15 protein-coding genes are annotated in these 15,019 nt (G+C 67.7%); 11 read left to right on the forward strand and 4 right to left on the reverse strand.

Going from position 1 to position 15,019, the window contains the following annotated elements:
* The first annotated feature begins 292 nt into the window (after positions 1 to 292).
* Complete coding sequence (locus tag ACT535_RS11180) at positions 293 to 1,123, forward strand: universal stress protein (protein ID WP_168462286.1); 831 nt, start codon at positions 293 to 295, stop codon at positions 1,121 to 1,123.
* Positions 1,124 to 1,205: 82 nt separating this feature from the next.
* Here ACT535_RS11180 and ACT535_RS11185 read toward each other — a convergent pair whose 3' ends face one another.
* Positions 1,206 to 1,910 carry a DUF1013 domain-containing protein gene (locus tag ACT535_RS11185; RefSeq protein WP_476325267.1) on the reverse strand — a complete coding sequence of 235 codons (705 nt, stop codon included), beginning with the start codon at positions 1,908 to 1,910 and terminating at the stop codon, positions 1,206 to 1,208.
* Positions 1,911 to 2,163: 253 nt separating this feature from the next.
* Here ACT535_RS11185 and ispH point away from each other — a divergent pair, with 253 nt between their 5' ends.
* The 7 genes from ispH to ACT535_RS11220 all read left to right on the forward strand — a co-directional run bounded on the left by ispH (position 2,164) and on the right by ACT535_RS11220 (position 11,435).
* Positions 2,164 to 3,168 (forward strand): 4-hydroxy-3-methylbut-2-enyl diphosphate reductase, encoded by a 1,005-nt coding sequence (gene ispH, locus ACT535_RS11190; protein ID WP_476364407.1) that lies wholly within the window; start codon positions 2,164 to 2,166, stop codon positions 3,166 to 3,168.
* A gap of 3 nt (positions 3,169 to 3,171) precedes the next feature.
* On the forward strand, positions 3,172 to 4,137 hold the full coding sequence (locus ACT535_RS11195) for a homoserine kinase (RefSeq protein WP_476364408.1): 966 nt from the start codon (positions 3,172 to 3,174) through the stop codon (positions 4,135 to 4,137).
* Entirely contained in the window at positions 4,134 to 4,589 is a 456-nt protein-coding gene (gene rnhA / locus ACT535_RS11200) for a ribonuclease HI (protein WP_168462290.1), read from the forward strand. Before ACT535_RS11195 ends, rnhA begins: the two co-directional genes overlap by 4 nt.
* A 40-nt stretch (positions 4,590 to 4,629) precedes the next feature.
* Positions 4,630 to 5,226 carry a Uma2 family endonuclease gene (locus ACT535_RS11205; RefSeq protein ID WP_476364409.1) on the forward strand — a complete coding sequence of 199 codons (597 nt, stop codon included), beginning with the start codon at positions 4,630 to 4,632 and terminating at the stop codon, positions 5,224 to 5,226.
* Positions 5,227 to 5,298: 72 nt separating this feature from the next.
* The gene (murJ, locus tag ACT535_RS11210) at positions 5,299 to 6,846 is read left to right on the forward strand and encodes a murein biosynthesis integral membrane protein MurJ (protein WP_476364410.1); all 1,548 of its coding nucleotides are present in this window, start codon (positions 5,299 to 5,301) and stop codon (positions 6,844 to 6,846) included.
* A 182-nt stretch (positions 6,847 to 7,028) separates the two neighbouring features.
* A complete protein-coding gene (locus tag ACT535_RS11215) occupies positions 7,029 to 8,246 on the forward strand; it encodes an efflux RND transporter periplasmic adaptor subunit (protein WP_476364411.1) in 1,218 nt (405 codons plus the stop codon).
* A gap of 12 nt (positions 8,247 to 8,258) precedes the next feature.
* The gene (locus ACT535_RS11220; RefSeq protein ID WP_476364412.1) at positions 8,259 to 11,435 is read left to right on the forward strand and encodes an efflux RND transporter permease subunit; all 3,177 of its coding nucleotides are present in this window, start codon (positions 8,259 to 8,261) and stop codon (positions 11,433 to 11,435) included.
* 79 nt (positions 11,436 to 11,514) lie between these two features.
* Here the strand turns inward: ACT535_RS11220 and ACT535_RS11225 are convergent, their stop codons facing one another.
* Positions 11,515 to 11,925: a response regulator gene (locus ACT535_RS11225; protein WP_476364413.1), complete on the reverse strand. Its 411-nt coding sequence runs from the start codon at positions 11,923 to 11,925 to the stop codon at positions 11,515 to 11,517.
* Between the two features lie 23 nt (positions 11,926 to 11,948).
* Positions 11,949 to 12,326 (reverse strand): response regulator, encoded by a 378-nt coding sequence (locus tag ACT535_RS11230; protein ID WP_476364414.1) that lies wholly within the window; start codon positions 12,324 to 12,326, stop codon positions 11,949 to 11,951.
* 190 nt (positions 12,327 to 12,516) lie between these two features.
* On the opposite strand from ACT535_RS11230, the gene ACT535_RS11235 reads away from it, so the two are divergent.
* Positions 12,517 to 12,975: a type II 3-dehydroquinate dehydratase gene (locus ACT535_RS11235; protein WP_168462296.1), complete on the forward strand. Its 459-nt coding sequence runs from the start codon at positions 12,517 to 12,519 to the stop codon at positions 12,973 to 12,975.
* Positions 12,972 to 13,931 carry a 2-hydroxyacid dehydrogenase gene (locus ACT535_RS11240; RefSeq protein ID WP_476364415.1) on the forward strand — a complete coding sequence of 320 codons (960 nt, stop codon included), beginning with the start codon at positions 12,972 to 12,974 and terminating at the stop codon, positions 13,929 to 13,931. The genes ACT535_RS11235 and ACT535_RS11240 overlap by 4 nt, the downstream gene beginning before the upstream one ends.
* Here ACT535_RS11240 and ACT535_RS11245 read toward each other — a convergent pair.
* A complete protein-coding gene (locus ACT535_RS11245; protein WP_476364416.1) occupies positions 13,928 to 14,359 on the reverse strand; it encodes a YciI family protein in 432 nt (143 codons plus the stop codon). The two genes, ACT535_RS11240 and ACT535_RS11245, sit on opposite strands and share 4 nt — an antisense overlap.
* A 165-nt stretch (positions 14,360 to 14,524) precedes the next feature.
* Here ACT535_RS11245 and ACT535_RS11250 point away from each other — a divergent pair, with 165 nt between their 5' ends.
* Positions 14,525 to 15,013, forward strand: coding sequence for a hypothetical protein (locus ACT535_RS11250; RefSeq protein WP_168462299.1), 489 nt, complete (start codon positions 14,525 to 14,527; stop codon positions 15,011 to 15,013).
* Positions 15,014 to 15,019: the final 6 nt, after the last annotated feature.

A 15,019-nucleotide genomic window follows, 5' to 3' on the forward strand; every position in this document is an offset into this window, starting at 1 on the left:
CTGGCGCGGATTGCGCAAAATTTTTTCGAGAACGATGGAACCGATCGGCGGAACCCGCGTTCTCCAGTCAGCGCGATCATCCCCCCCAAGTGATCGTGCCATTGGCGCGGCCGCCTTCCCCCAGGGCGGCCGCGTCGTCATTTCTAAGGGGTGTTCCGGCATCTGGTCGATTCTCGCCGCCTTCGCGCGGCCCCGGAGACCGGAGCCATTTGCTCCACATCAAGACCCGAGACTTTGGGCGAGTTTAGGGTAAGGTCGCGTCGTTCAAACGGCCGAACGGGGGCCTTCCCACATGATTCGCGACATTCTGGTCAATCTCGCCCAAGGGGTCGAGACGGACGTCGCCTGCGACTATGCGGCGAGCCTTGCCGCCAGCTTCGGTGCCCATCTCACGGGCCTGTCGGTGGCTTATGAGATCGACGTGCCGCCCTTCTACATGGGCGCCCTGCCCACCGACTTCATCGATGCCCAGGTGCTGGAGAACCAGGCCGCCGCCGAAAAGGCCGCCGCGCGCTTCTCCGCCTCTGCCGCGGCCGCGGGGCTGTCGCACGAGGTGCGCAGCCTCTCCGCCTCGCTCGGCGTCGCGGCCAACAGCTTCGCCGAACTGGCGCGGCTCTATGACCTCACGGTCGTCGCCCAGCCCGATCCCGACCGGCCGGGCCCGGAAGAGGTGATTTCCGAGACGGTGCTGATGGAGTCCGGCCGCGCCGTGCTCATCGTGCCCTACGTGCAGACCAAGCCGTTCACCGCCGAGCGCGCGGTGGTGGCCTGGGACGGCAGCCGTCCGGCCGCGCGCGCTTTGGCGGAGGCCCTGCCTCTGCTGCATCGCACCAAGGTGGTGGAGATCTTCCGGGTGGTCACCCACCCCGATGACGAAGACACGGCCGGCGCCGAGGTGGCCCGCCATCTGTCGCGCCACGGCCTGTCCGCCACCGTGCGCAAGCTTCCGGTGGGCTCGGGAGAGTCGGTGGCCTCGGCCATCCTCAACGAGGTGTCCGACCAGGGCGCCGACCTCGTGGTGATGGGCGGCTACAACCATTCCCGCCTGCGCGAGATGATCGTCGGCGGCGTCACGCGCGAAATCCTGAACACCATGACGGTGCCGGTGCTGATGGCCCATTGAGGGCGGCACGTCCCACACGGCCCTGAAACAAAAATGCCCCGGCCGAGCCGGGGCATTTTCATTTCCAGCGGTGCGGGAGGCCTCAGTCCTCGTCGTCCTCGGCCTCGTTCTTCTTCGAGCCGCCGAGCTTGGCGAACACGGTCTCGAGGTCGAGGCTCTCGCGCCCCTTGCGCGGCTCCTCCTCGGGCTCCTCGTGGCCGGTGGTCACATCGGCGGGCAGCAGGGTGGCGCCACGGTCCTCATGGCCGGCGGTGGCCGGGCGGTCCTTGGCGGCGCGCTGGACTTCCAGGTCGAGGTCGATCTGGCTGCACAGGCCGAGCGTCACCGGGTCCATGGGGGAGAGCTGGGGCGAGTTCCAGTGGGTCCGGTCGCGGATGGACTGGATCGTCGCCTTGGTGGTGCCCACCAGGCGGATGATCTGGGCGTCCTTCAGCTCGGCATGGTTGCGCAGCAGCCACAGGATGGCGTTGGGCCGGTCATGGCGGCGCGACACCGGGGTGTAGCGCGGGCCGCGGCGCTTCTTCTGCTCGGGCAGGCGCACCTTGGGATCGAGCAGGCGCAGCCGGCGGTTGGGGTCCTTCTCGGCGATGGTGATCTCGTCGCGGGAGAGCTGACCGGTGGAGATGGGGTCGAGCCCCTTGATCCCCTGCGCCACCTCGCCGTCGGCGATGCCCTTCACCTCAAGGGGGTGCAGCTTGCAGAAGTCGCCGATCTGCTCGAAGGAGAGCGCCGTATTGTCCACGAGCCAGACGGCGGTGGCCTTGGGCATCAAAGGTACGTTCGACATGACGGCCTCTTCGGCTTGTTGGTCTATCGGGCCCGTCGGGTGGGACGCGCCGGTCATGAGAAGAATGTGGCGGGCATATGCGTCTTCGCCTGGCCACCCCACCTTTCGGGGCGGACCGCGGAATGCATCGCATGTGTCCGGGATGCCGCCAACATAAGCGGGCGGGGCACAAGTTGCAATTCCCACGGCGCTGTCGGCCCCGAAATCGCCCCAGAAGCTTGACACCGGCCGAAGGAGGCCGCCAATTCGCGCCATGTCCGACACCCCGATCGTGCCCGACCGTGCCGTCGCGCCCGCCGCAAGGCCGGCGCTGAAAGTCCTCCTCGCGGCGCCGCGCGGCTTCTGCGCCGGCGTCGTGCGCGCCATCGACGCCGTGGAGCAGGCGCTCAAGCTCTACGGCGCGCCCGTCTACGTGCGGCACGAGATCGTGCACAACAAGTATGTGGTGGAAGACCTGAAGCGGAAGGGCGCCATTTTCGTCGAGGAGCTGGACGAGGTGCCGGATACCACCGCGCCGGTCATCTTCTCCGCCCATGGCGTGCCCAAGTCGGTGCCCGAGGCGGCTGCCGGCCGCAACCTCTTCGCCATCGATGCCACCTGCCCGCTGGTCACCAAGGTGCATCGCGAGGCGCAGGTTCATTTCAAGCGCGGCCGCCACATCCTCCTCATCGGCCACAAGGGCCATCCCGAGGTGGTGGGCACCATCGGCCAATTGCCGGATGGCGCCTTCACCCTGATCGAGACGGCCGAGGAGGCCGAGCGGGTGACGCCGCCGGACCCGGACAATCTCGCCTATGTGACGCAGACCACCCTGGCGCTGGACGACACGGCGGAGATGGTCGCCATTCTGCGCCGGCGCTTCCCCAAGCTCTCCGAGCCGCACAAGGAAGACATCTGCTACGCCACCACCAACCGGCAGGAGGCCGTGAAGGTCATCGCGCCGAAGGTGGACGCGGTGATCGTGGTGGGCGCGCCCAATTCGTCCAATTCCCAGCGCCTGCGCGAGGCGGCGGAACGGGCCGGATGCCCGCGCGCGGCTCTGGTGCAGCGGGCAGCGGACATCGACTGGTCGGCGTTCTCGGGGCTTTCCAGCCTCGGCGTCACCGCTGGAGCCTCGGCCCCGGAAGTGCTGGTGGAGGAGATCATCGACGCCTTCGCCGCACGCTACGACGTGACGGTGGAGACCGTGACCTCCACGGAAGAGGACGTGTTTTTCCCCTTGCCGCGCGTGCTGCGGCCGGATGCGGCGGCGGAGTAGAGCGTGGCTGTCTATACGGATGTGGCGCCGGCCGAGCTGGAAGCGTTCCTGGCCAGCTACGACATCGGCACCCTCACTTCCTTCCACGGCATCGCCGAGGGTGTGGAGAATTCCAACTTCCTGGTCCAGACCACGACCGGAAGCTACATCCTCACCCTCTACGAGAAGCGGGTGAAGCGCGAAGACCTGCCCTTCTTCGTCGGCCTCATGCAGCACCTCGCCGCGCGGGGGCTCTCCTGCCCCGAGCCGGTGGCGGCGCGGTCCGGTGCCATCCTCGCGGAAGTGGCGGGGCGTCCGGCGGCGATGGTCACGTTCCTTCCGGGCGTTTCGGTGCGCAGGCCCACGGCCCACCATTGCGCCGAGCTTGGCCGTGGCCTTGCCCAGCTGCATCTCGCCGGAGCGGATTTTGCGCTGAACCGGACCAATGCGCTTTCCGTCGCCGGCTGGCGGCCGCTGTTCGAGGCGGCCGGCGCGGCGGCCGATACGGTGGCGCCGGGCCTGTCCGAAACTGTCGCGGCCGAGCTGTCCGTGCTGGAGGCGAACTGGCCGCAGGGTCTGCCCTCTGGCGTCATTCATGCCGATCTCTTCCCCGACAATGCCTTCTTCCTCGACGACCAGCTCTCGGGGATCATCGACTTCTATTTCGCCTGCACGGACTTCCTCGCCTACGATGTGGCCATCTGCCTGAATGCGTGGTGCTTCGAGGCGGACGGCGCCTACAACGTCACCAAGGGGCGGGCGTTGCTGGCGGGCTACGAGGCCGTGCGACCCCTCTCCGAGGATGAGAAGGCGGCGCTGCCGCGCCTCGCGCGCGGTGCGGCGCTGCGGTTCCTGCTGACGCGCCTCGTGGACTGGCTGAACGTGCCGGAGGGGGCGCTGGTGCGGCCCAAGGACCCGCTGGAATATCTGAAGAAGCTGCGCTTCCACCAGGCGGTGGAGCGGGCGCAGGATTACGGTCTCGCCGCATGAAGGCCGTGGAGATCTTCACCGACGGGGCCTGCTCCGGCAATCCCGGCCCCGGCGGCTGGGGCGCGCTTTTGCGCTTCGGTGCCCACGAGAAGCCGCTCTGCGGCGGCGAGGGGCTGACCACCAACAACCGCATGGAGCTGATGGGCGCCATCTCGGCCCTTGAGGCGCTGAAGGAGCCGTGCGCGGTCGATCTGCACACCGACAGCGAATATCTGAAGAACGGCGTCACCAAGTGGATGCACGGCTGGAAGCGCAACGGCTGGCGCACCGCCGACAAGAAGCCGGTGAAGAACCAGGATCTGTGGGAGCGGCTGGACGAGGCGCTCAAGCGCCACGAGATTCGCTGGCACTGGGTGAAGGGCCACGCCGGCCATCCGGAGAATGAGCGCGCCGACGAACTCGCTCGCGAAGGCATGGCCCCGTTCAAGCTGAAGGCCCGCCTCGGCGGGTGAGGGGCGGACGCTTTCGTGCTAGGCTGCGGGCGGGAGCTTCATGATGTCGAACCGCGCGCGTGCCTTCCAGCCCATGAGCATCGCCGAATTCTTCGCCTATCGCGGCGAGGAGGGCGTGCGCTACGAGCTGGTGGACGGGGTTCTCGTGCGGGCGATGACGGGCGCGAGCCAGCGGCACGACGTCGTGCTGGTCAACGTCCTCGCGAGTCTCCATTCCAAGCTCCGAGGCTCCCCCTGCCGCGCGTCCACCGACGACCTTGCCATCGTCGTCCCCAACGGGAACGTCCGGCGGCCGGACGTGAGTGTCAGTTGTGGGAAGCTCGACGACCGTGCGCAGCAGCTTTCCGACCCCCGCATGGTCGTGGAAGTGCTCTCCCCTTCCACGCGCGGCATCGACCTCGTCCGCAAGCTGGAGGAGTACAAGTCCGTTCCCGGCCTCGCCTGCATCCTGCTTGTGGAGCCGGACGTGCCACACGCCCTCCTTTGGCGGCGCGGAGCCACTGGCTGGGCTTTGGAGGAGGTGCAGGGGCTCGACGGAGGCTTCGACCTGCCGGAGATCGCGGCGAGCCTCACCATGGCCGAACTTTACGACCGGCTCACCTTTCCGGCCGCGGGCGAGGCGGTGGCCGCGGGCTGAGGCTTTCCTTGCCGCGCGCGGGCCATTAGGGTCCCGCCACCCTTTCGCCAGAGCGCCGGCCGCCCGCATCCCATGTTCCGCAACATCCTTTCCGTTGGCGGCCTGACGCTGCTCTCGCGCCTCGCCGGCTTCATCCGCGACGTGGTGATGGCGGCGGTGCTCGGCGCCGGGCCGGTGGCCGATGCCTTCCTCATTGCCTTCCGCCTGCCCAACCATTTCCGCGCCATCTTCGCGGAAGGGGCGTTCAACGCCGCTTTCGTGCCCACTTATGCCAGGCTCAGGGAGCAGGATGGCGTACCGGTGGCGCGCGGGTTCGCCGACGAGATCCTCACCGCCATGACGCTGGTGCATGCCGTGCTGCTGGCGCTGGCGCTGGGCTTCACACCGCAGTTCGTCTCGCTGCTGGCGCCCGGCCTTGCAGAGGACGGCCAGCGCTTCGACCTCGCGGTCACGCTCACCCGCATCACCTTTCCCTATCTGGCGCTCATCTCCATCGCCACGCTGGTGACGGGCGCGCTCAATGCCTCCGACCGCTTCGCCGTGGCCGCCGCCGCGCCCATCCTGCTCAATGTGTGCATGGTGAGCACCCTGCTGGGTGCCGCGCTGTTTCCCACGGCCGGCCATGCGGCGGCCTGGGGGGTGCTGATCTCGGGCGTGGCGCAGCTGTTCGTCGTGGGAGTGGATGCGGAGCGGCACGGCATCGGGCTGCGCTTCGCGCGGCCGAAGCTCGATCCCGGGACGCGGCAGTTCCTCAAGGCGCTGGGACCGGCCATTATCGGCTCGGCCGGGGTGCAGATCGCGCTCTTCGCCGACACCATCATCGCCACCTTCCTGCCGGTGGGCGCGCTCTCGGCGCTCTATTATGCGGACCGCATCAACCAACTGCCCATCGGCGTGGTCGGCATCGCGGTCGGTACCGTGCTGTTGCCGGAGATGTCGCGGCGCCTCGCCGCCAAGGACGATGCGGGTGCGGCCCATGCCCAGGCCCGCTCCATCGAGCTGGCGGCGCTGCTCGCCATCCCGTTCGTTGCCGCTGCCCTTCTCGTGCCGGACCTGACCATGCGGGCCCTGTTCGCCCGCGGCGCCTTCACGGTCGCCGATGCGGCGGATGCCGCGGCGACGCTCAGGGCCTATGGCGTCGGCCTCCTCGCCTTCGTGGTGGTGCGCGCCTTCATTGCCCCGTTCCATGCGAGAGGTGACACCAAGACGCCCATGATCGCCTCCCTCAGCGCGGTGGCGCTCAACGTGGCGCTCAAGTTCGCGCTCATGGGCAGCCTCGCCCAGGTGGGCCTCGCCTTCGCCACGGCAGTGGGCGGCTGGATCAATGTGGGACTGCTCGTGCTGTTCGCCGTCCGCCGGGGTTATCCTGTGGGTGATGCGGCGCTCGGCGGGCACCTGGTGCGCCTCGCGGCGCTGTTGGTCGTGGTGGGTGCGGCGCTGGTTGGGGTTCAGGCGGCGGCATCGGCGGCGCTGCCTGCCGGCATGTGGGCGCGCGAGGAAGTCATGCTTGCGCTGGTGGTGACGGGGGGCGGCGCCGCCTATCTTGCGGGGCTGTGGCTGCTTCTCGGCCGCGGGTTCATCGCGGGTGTGATCGGCCGCCGGGCACCGCGCGCCGGCTGACCCCCCCGCGTGGCGGGCCGGTATGAAAGTCCGCAGTCGGGAAATCTGCCCTTTTGCATCGCACGCCCGCTGTGCTATCGATCCGACGATTTTCCGGTCTCGGCTCATCGGTTGCGGGAGGTGCCGAACCTTCTCCGAAATAATTATGCGCGGACACCCGTCCGTCCAGGAGCCGGATGCCCATGTCGCCTGCCCCGCGTCTTTCGGTCCCCAGCCATTTCACTTCTGCCGCTGCGGCCCTTCCCGTGCTGGCTCTCGCGCTGGCGCTTGCCGGCTGCGGCCAGCCTGCGGCGCAGCAGCAGGGTGCGCCTCCGCCGCCCCAGGTGACCGTGGCATCTCCCACGCCTGCGTCCGTCACCGATACCGACGAATATGTCGGCCGCTTCATCGCCATCGATGAAGTGAACCTGCGCGCGCGCGTTTCCGGCTATCTGGACAAGATCCATTTCACCGACGGCCAGCTGGTGAAGGAGGGCGACGTCCTCTTCACCATCGACCAGCGCCCGTTCAAGATCGCGGTGGATCAGGCCCAGGCGAACCTCGCCCAGGCCAAGGCCAACCTCGACTTCACCAAGGCGGACCTGGAGCGCGCCCGCACGCTGCTCGAGGACAAGACCTCCAACGCCATCTCCAAGCAGACCTTCGACCAGCGCACCCAGGCCGAGCGCACCGCCGCCGCCATCGTGCAGTCGCAGGAGGCGCAGGTGCGCTCCGCCCAGCTCGACCTCGGCTTCACCGAGGTGAAGGCGCCGGTGTCGGGCCAGATCGGCGACCGGCGGGTGTCGGTCGGCAACTACGTCACCGGCGGCACGGGCGCTACGCCCACCCTGCTCGCCGTGATCGTCTCCACCGACCCGATCCGCTTCGAGTTCACCATCGACGAAGCCTCGCTGCTGCGCCTCACCCGCCGCAAGGGCGGCACGGACTTCAAGGGCGAGCCGGTGACGCTCCGGCTCATCGACGACAAGGACTTCGTCCACAAGGGCAAGCTCGACTTCCTCAACAACGTCGTCGACCGCGAGACCGGCACCATCCGCGGCCGCGCGGTGTTCGACAACAAGGACGGCCTGTTCCGCCCCGGCATGTTCGCGCGCCTGCGGCTCCAGTCTTCCGATCCCTACCAGGCGCTGGTGGTGCCGGATGTCGCCATCGGCACCGAGCAGGTGAAGAAGTTCGTCTACGTGGTCGGCCCCGAGAACAAGGTCTCCCAGAAGTTCGTCACCCTCGGCCCGCTGCAGGGCGACATGCGGGTGATCCGCGAGGGCCTTTCGCCGGACGACAAGGTGGTGGTCAACGGCCTGATGCGGGTGCGGCCCGGCGTGACCGTGACCCCGCAGGCGGCCGGAGCCCAGCCCGCTGCCGGTGCGCCGGCCGGTGCCGCCAACGCCGCCGCCAAGTAAGGAGAAGCCCTCATGCGCTTCTCCCACTTCTTCATCGACCGTCCCATCTTCGCCTCGGTGGTGTCGGTGGTGGTCATCATCCTCGGCGCAGTCTCCTACCTGCGCCTGCCGGTGGCCCAGTATCCGGACATCGCCCCACCCGTCATCACGGTGACGGGCCAATATCCCGGCGCCTCGGCGGAAATCGTCGCCGAGACGGTGGTCGCGCCCATCGAGCAGCAGATCAACGGCGTCGAGAAGATGATCTATTTGTCGTCGAACTCGACGGCGGACGGTCGCTTCTCCATCTCCGTCACCTTCGACATCGGCACCAACCTCGACATCGCCCAGGTGCAGGTGCAGAACCGCGTCGCCATCGCCGCCCCGCGCCTTCCGGCCGAGGTGCAGCAGGTGGGCGTGGTGACGGCGAAGGCCTCGCCCGACCTCCTCCTCGTGGTCAGCCTCTATTCGCCGGACGGCTCGCGCGATCCGCTGTTCATCTCGAACTTCGCCAATATCGAGGTGAAGGACGTGCTGTCGCGCATCGACGGCGTCGGCTCCATCACGGTGTTCGGCTCGCGCGAATATGCCATGCAGGTCTGGCTCGATCCGGACCGGCTCTCCGCGCTCAACCTCACCACCACCGACGTGGTGCAGGCGCTGAAGGCGCAGAACGTGCAGGTGGCTTCGGGCATCCTGAACCAGCCGCCGGTGCCCAACCAGCGGGCGTTCCAGATCGCCGTGCGCACCCTCGGTCGTCTCTCCGACCCGCAGGCGTTCGCCGACATCGTCATCAAGCAGACCGACCAGGCGCTGGTGCGGCTGAAGGATGTGGGCCGGGTCGAGATCGCGGCACAGGACTATGCGTCCACGTCGTTCCTCGACAAGGACATCTCCATCAACCTCGGCATCTTCCAGCGGCCGGGGTCCAATGCGCTCGCCACCGGCAATGCCGTGGTGGCGGAGATGGCCCGCATCGGCAAGACCTTCCCGGCAGGCCTGAAGTACGCGATCTATTACAACCCGACCGAGTTCATTCAGCAGTCGGTGGATGCGGTGGTCCACACCATCGGCGAGGCCATCGTGCTGGTGGTGCTGGTGGTGATCCTGTTCCTGCAGACGTGGCGGGCGGCGATCATCCCCATCCTTGCCATCCCGATCTCGCTCATCGGCACCTTCTTCGTCATGGCGCTGTTCGGCTTCTCGCTGAACAACCTGTCCCTGTTCGGACTGGTGCTCGCCATCGGCATCGTGGTGGATGACGCCATCGTCGTGGTGGAGAATGTGGAGCGCAACATCGAGGCCGGGCTCTCCCCGCGCGATGCCGCCTACAAGACCATGGACGAGGTGGGCGGAGCACTGGTCGCCATCTCGCTGGTGCTGTCGTCGGTGTTCGTGCCCACCGCCTTCATCACCGGTATCTCGGGCGAATTCTACCGCCAGTTCGCGCTGACCATCGCCGGCTCGACGCTGATCTCGCTCCTCGTCTCGCTGACGCTCTCGCCGGCCATGTGCGCGCTGCTGCTGAAGCCGCACCGGTCGAAGCACGAGAAGCCGGCGTGGTACGCCCGGCCCATCGTCGGCTTCTTCGGCCTCTTCAACCGGGGCTTCGAGAAGGTCGGCAACGGCTATGCCTGGATGACGGCCCGCCTCGTGCGGTTCGTCGCGCTGGTGCTCATCGTCTATGCCGGCATCGTCGGCTTCGGCGGCTGGCTGTTCGCCACCACGCCGCAGGGCTTCATCCCGCAGCAGGACCGCGGCTATCTCATCGTCGTCGCGCAGCTGCCGCCGGGCGCCTCCATGCAGCGCACGGAAGACGTCATGAAGCGCGCCGGCGATCTGGTGCTGGGCACGCCCGGCGTCGGCCATATCGTCAACATCGCCGGCTTCTCCGGCGCCACCTTCACCAACGCGCCGAACGCCGGCGCCATGTTCGTGATCCTCGATCCGTTCACCTCCCGCGCGGGGCACCCCGAGCAGAGTGCGGCAGCCATCCAGAAGGTGCTGTTCGGCAAGGTGGCGTCCATCCAGGAAGCGCAGATGATCGTGGTGCAGCCGCCGCCCGTGCAGGGCATCGGCAATGCCGGCGGCTTCCGCATGATGCTGGAGGATCGCTCCGGCGCGGGCCTCCTCGCCCTGCGCAACGCCACCTACGCCATGATGGGCGCGGCGGCGCAGACGCCGGGGCTGATGCAGGTCTACTCTTTGTTCGAGACCTCGACGCCCCAGCTGTTCCTCGACATCGACCGGCAGAAGGCGCAGCTGCTGCAGATCAACATCGCCGACGTGTTCTCGGCGCTGCAGACCTATATCGGCTCATCCTACGTGAACGACTTCAACCTGTTCGGCCGAACCTTCCGGGTGCAGGCGCAGGCGGATGCGCCGTTCCGGCTCGATCCCAAGGACGTGCTCTCCATCCGGGTGCGCTCGGCCAACGGACAGACCGTGCCGCTCGGCTCCTTCACCACCGTGCGCGACATTTCCGGCCCCTACCGCGTGCCGCGCTACAACCTCTATCCCACCGCCGAGCTGGATGGCTCGCCCGCCCCCGGCTACTCGCAGGGCCAGGCCATCCAGATCATGCAGGAGCTGGCGGCCAAGGTGCTGCCGCAGGGCTTCTCCTATGAATGGACGGCGCTCGCTTACCAGCAGCAGCGCGCAGGCAACACAGCCATCTTCGCCTTCGCGCTGGGCGTGGTGTTCGTGTTCCTGGTGCTGGCCGCGCAGTACGAGAGCCTGACACTGCCGCTGGCGGTCATCCTCATCGTGCCCATGTGCCTTGTCGCGGCGCTGATCGGCGTGATCCTGAGGGCGCAGGACAACAACATCCTGACCCAAGTGGGCTTCATCGTGCTCATCGGTCTCGCGGCGAAGAATGCGATCCTGATCGTGGAGTTCGCCAAGCAACTGCAGGATCAGGGGCATGGCCGGCGCGAGGCGGCGGTGGAAGCGGCGCGGCTGCGCCTGCGGCCCATCGTGATGACCTCGCTCGCCTTCATCCTCGGCGTGGTGCCCCTGGTCTGGGCCACCGGCGCCGGCGCCGAGCTGCGGCAGGCGCTGGGCACCGCCGTGTTCTCTGGCATGATCGGCGTGACGCTGTTCGGCCTGGTGTTCACGCCGGTGTTCTACGTCTTCGCCCAGTGGATCGCGTCCCTCGGCCGCCGCCGCGAGGCGGAAGCGCCGCCGCCCCATCCCGCCCCGGCGGAGTGATCGGATCGACCGGCATAAACGCGAACGGGCGGCCCAGCGGCCGCCCGTTTCGTTTCGGCGAAATGGATGGGAGATGGGATCAGCGACCCTTCTCGCGGCGCGACTTCAGCCACTTGATGCGGTTGACGATCTGCTGGGGCTGGTAGGGCTTGTCGACCCCCGGACCGTCTTCGCACAGATTGGTGGCGTGGGCGGCGGCCATGGCCGTGGAGCCGGCGAGGATCACGTCGATCTTCGGGTGCGCCTCGCGCAGCCACTGGGACAGGGCGAAGCCCTCGCGATCGCCCGTGGCATTGGCATCGGCCAGCACCACCTCCACCCGCTCGGCTTCGACTTCCAGGATTATTTCGGCTTCGGCACCCGTCGCGGCTTCCAGCACCTCGTAGCCGCAATGGCGCAGATATTCCGCGATCACATGGCGCACGAGAATGTCGGACTCGACCACGAGTACGACGGGCGGGAGTTCTTCGCTCGGACGGTTGTCGTTCATCAGTCGCCTTTCTCGATCCGGGTTTATGAACCTGCCTTCCCCTGAAGCTGGGCCTGGATGATCTGCAGCACGCTCTCGACCCGGTAGGGCTTCGCCAGAAACGGCGCCACCACCGCAGCGACCGTGCGGTCGAACTGGCCAGAGGTGAGAATGACCGGCAGGTTCGGCCGCTCGCTCTTGAGCAGGAGGGCGAATTGATATCCGTCGAGCGCGCCCTCGGTATGCACGTCGGAGAACACGACATCCACATGCAGGCCGGCGATGATCGCCTGATGCGCCTCCTCCGCGGAGACCGCCTCGATCACCAGCAGTCCGGCGGAACGCAACTCGGCTGCCGTTACCATGCGCACGAGCGCATCGTCCTCGACCAGCAGCACGGTGAGAGGAACCGGCTCCGCCATCGGCTGGGCTTCCCCAAATGTCATTTTTCTGTTGCCCACTCCAAGGTGCAGCTTGAAAACGCTGCCGCTGCGCTTCGGTTCCCCAATACGGTCGATCAAAAAAGCCGATCCCGCTCATTCCATCTTCCGATTGGCGGCGCGGCCCTTGCGGCGCGACGCTTGGGCCTCCTCTCACATCGGGACGACCCCCTTGGCCCTGACGATCTTTTTTCTCAACGGACCCAACGCCAACCTCTACGGCCTCGATCCCTCCGGCACGTACGGGCGCGAGAGCTTCCCGGCGATCCGCGAGCGTTGCCTCGCCCATGCGGCCGGGCTCGGCGTGTCGCTGGATTTTCGCCAGTCCAACCACGAGGGCGAGATCGTGGACTGGATTCAGGAGGCCCGGCTCAAGGCGGATGCCATCGTCATCAACGCCGCCGGCCTCACCTACACGTCCATCGCCATCCTCGATGCTTTGCTCGCCTTCGATGGGCCGATCATCGAGACCCACATGAGCAACATCTGGAAGCGCGAACCCTTCCGGCACCACTCCTTCGTGTCGAAGGCCGCCACCGGCGTGGTGGCAGGGCTCGGCGCGCTGGGCTACGAGCTTGCCATCGGCGCCGCGGCGAAGCTCGCCGGCGAGCGCAAGGAGGGTGGCAAGTGACAGCGACTTCGCGCGGGGCGTTGGTGTTCTACAGCGCCTTCGATGATCATGGGGAGTGGAAGGCCGCGCTTCAGGCGGCGGTGCCGGGCCTCGATGTGCGGATCGCAGATGTGGCGACCGGTGCGGTGGACGGCGATCCCGCGGATGTGCGGTACGCCCTCGTCTGGAAGCCGCCGCAGGGGTTCTTCGCGCGCTTTCCCAACCTCGGGCTGGTCATCAATCTCGGCGCGGGCGTCGATGCGCTGGTTGCCCGGGATGATCTCCCCGACGTGCCCATCACCCGCCTTTCCGACCCGAACATGTCGCAGATGATGGCGTCCTTCGTCCTGTTCTGCGTGCTGCGCCATGCCCGCGAGATCCCGACCTTCGAGCGGGCGCAGCGGGAAGGGCGGTGGCACTATGTGCATCCGCGCACGGCGGGGGAGATCCGTGTCGGCGTGCTGGGCCTTGGCGAACTCGGCTCCACGGCCGCGCTGGAGTTGGTGCGGCACGGCTTCGACGTGCGTGGCTGGTCCCGCTCGCCGAAGCAGCTCGAAGGCGTGAAGACCTGCCATGGGGCCGGTGAGCTGCCGGGCTTCCTCGCCGAGGCGGACATCCTCGTCGTCATGCTGCCGCTGACCGGCGAGACGCGCCACCTCCTCGACGCCGGGCGCCTCGCCCTGCTGCCGAAGGGGGCGAAGTTCATCAACGTCGCCCGCGGGCCGGTGGTGGATGAGGCGGCATTGATCGCGGCGCTGCGCTCCGGCGCCATTGCCGAGGCCACGCTCGACGTGTTCGAGGTGGAGCCGCTGCCCACTGACAGCCCGCTCTGGGGCATGGACAATGTGCTGGTGACGCCGCACCTCGCCTCCATCGCCATCCCCGCCAGCGCCGCCGCACAGATCGCGGAAAACATCCGGCGCGTGGAGGCCGGCGCTGAGGTGCTGAACCGGGTGGACCCGGCGCGGGGCTACTAAGCCCCGTCGCGGCCTTCGAGGATCTCCCGCGCCCGTTCGTATGGCGCCAGCGATTGCTCGGTCGCGGCGTCGCCGAAATCTTCCATCTCGTAGAGCGGGCGGATCTCGATCTCGCTCGGGCCGGGCATGGGGTTGGGGCAGCGCTTCACCCAGGCGACGGCCTCCTCCATGTCCTTGACCTCCCACAGCCAATAGCCGGCGATCAGCTCCTTGGTCTCGGCGAAGGGGCCGTCCATGACGATTCGGGAGGCGCCATCGAAGCCGATGCGCTTGCCCAGCTTGGACGGTTTCAGCCCGGCGCCATCGCGCATGATGCCGGCCTTGGCCAGTTCCTCGTTGAACCGGCCCATGGCCTCCAGCAGATCCGGGGAGGGCATCAGCCCGGCTTCACTGTCCGCGGTCGCCTTCACGATCACCATCACGCGCATGTCTCTCTCCTTTAGGCGGATCGGCTCGATGCTATAAGGACGTCGGACGAACGCCGCCCCCGACACGATGCGGGCAAATTTAACGGGTGAATTGCACAGGGTCTGGTCGCGGCCAGGCTCCGGCGTGCCGGTTTGGCGTGGCGGGCAGATGCTCAGGGGAATGACATGCGTTTCTGGGGAATCGCGATCGTGGCGGCGGCGGTCATGGCCGCAGGGGCAGCCGAGGCAGGCAAGCAGACGAACACCCAGTTCCGCGCGTTCGGCCAGTGGAAGGTCGAGACCGTGCTGGACGACGGCAAGTTCTTCCTGTGCCGGGGCGTCACCAAGACCAATGGCGGCATCGTCGGGCTTCTCTATTATCCCAACGGCAAGTGGGCCATCGCCTTCCCGGACCTTAGCCTGAAGCCGGGCAGCAAGGTCTCCGGATCGCTGGAGATCGGCAAGGCGTCTCAGCCGGTCGAGCTCGTCGCCAGCCAGCCGGGCGTGCGCGAGCGCGTGTTCATCACCGACGACGTGCTGAACGGGTTGCGGCAGGGCGGAAAGGTCTCGCTCAAGATCGCCGGCAAGACCTTCGACTGGGACATGACTGACGCCGGCCAGGCCATCGGTGCGGTGCAGGATTGCTGGACCGCCGGCAAGAAGATCGGCGGCTGAGGCGGC

Source organism: Xanthobacter sp. DMC12 (assembly GCF_056314105.1).

Excerpts from the sequence above, each read along its gene's own strand:
- ACT535_RS11205 (WP_476364409.1), top strand. The coding sequence starts at position 4,630 with ATGATGTCGAACCGCGCGCGTGCCTTCCAGCCCATGAGCATCGCCGAA.
- rnhA (WP_168462290.1), top strand. The coding sequence starts at position 4,134 with ATGAAGGCCGTGGAGATCTTCACCGACGGGGCCTGCTCCGGCAATCCC.
- ACT535_RS11220 (WP_476364412.1), top strand. The coding sequence starts at position 8,259 with ATGCGCTTCTCCCACTTCTTCATCGACCGTCCCATCTTCGCCTCGGTG.
- ACT535_RS11180 (WP_168462286.1), top strand. The coding sequence starts at position 293 with ATGATTCGCGACATTCTGGTCAATCTCGCCCAAGGGGTCGAGACGGAC.
- ACT535_RS11230 (WP_476364414.1), bottom strand. The coding sequence starts at position 12,326 with ATGGCGGAGCCGGTTCCTCTCACCGTGCTGCTGGTCGAGGACGATGCG.
- murJ (WP_476364410.1), top strand. The coding sequence starts at position 5,299 with ATGTTCCGCAACATCCTTTCCGTTGGCGGCCTGACGCTGCTCTCGCGC.
- ACT535_RS11225 (WP_476364413.1), bottom strand. The coding sequence starts at position 11,925 with ATGAACGACAACCGTCCGAGCGAAGAACTCCCGCCCGTCGTACTCGTG.
- ACT535_RS11185 (WP_476325267.1), bottom strand. The coding sequence starts at position 1,910 with ATGTCGAACGTACCTTTGATGCCCAAGGCCACCGCCGTCTGGCTCGTG.
- ispH (WP_476364407.1), top strand. The coding sequence starts at position 2,164 with ATGTCCGACACCCCGATCGTGCCCGACCGTGCCGTCGCGCCCGCCGCA.
- ACT535_RS11215 (WP_476364411.1), top strand. The coding sequence starts at position 7,029 with ATGTCGCCTGCCCCGCGTCTTTCGGTCCCCAGCCATTTCACTTCTGCC.
- ACT535_RS11250 (WP_168462299.1), top strand. The coding sequence starts at position 14,525 with ATGCGTTTCTGGGGAATCGCGATCGTGGCGGCGGCGGTCATGGCCGCA.
- ACT535_RS11245 (WP_476364416.1), bottom strand. The coding sequence starts at position 14,359 with ATGCGCGTGATGGTGATCGTGAAGGCGACCGCGGACAGTGAAGCCGGG.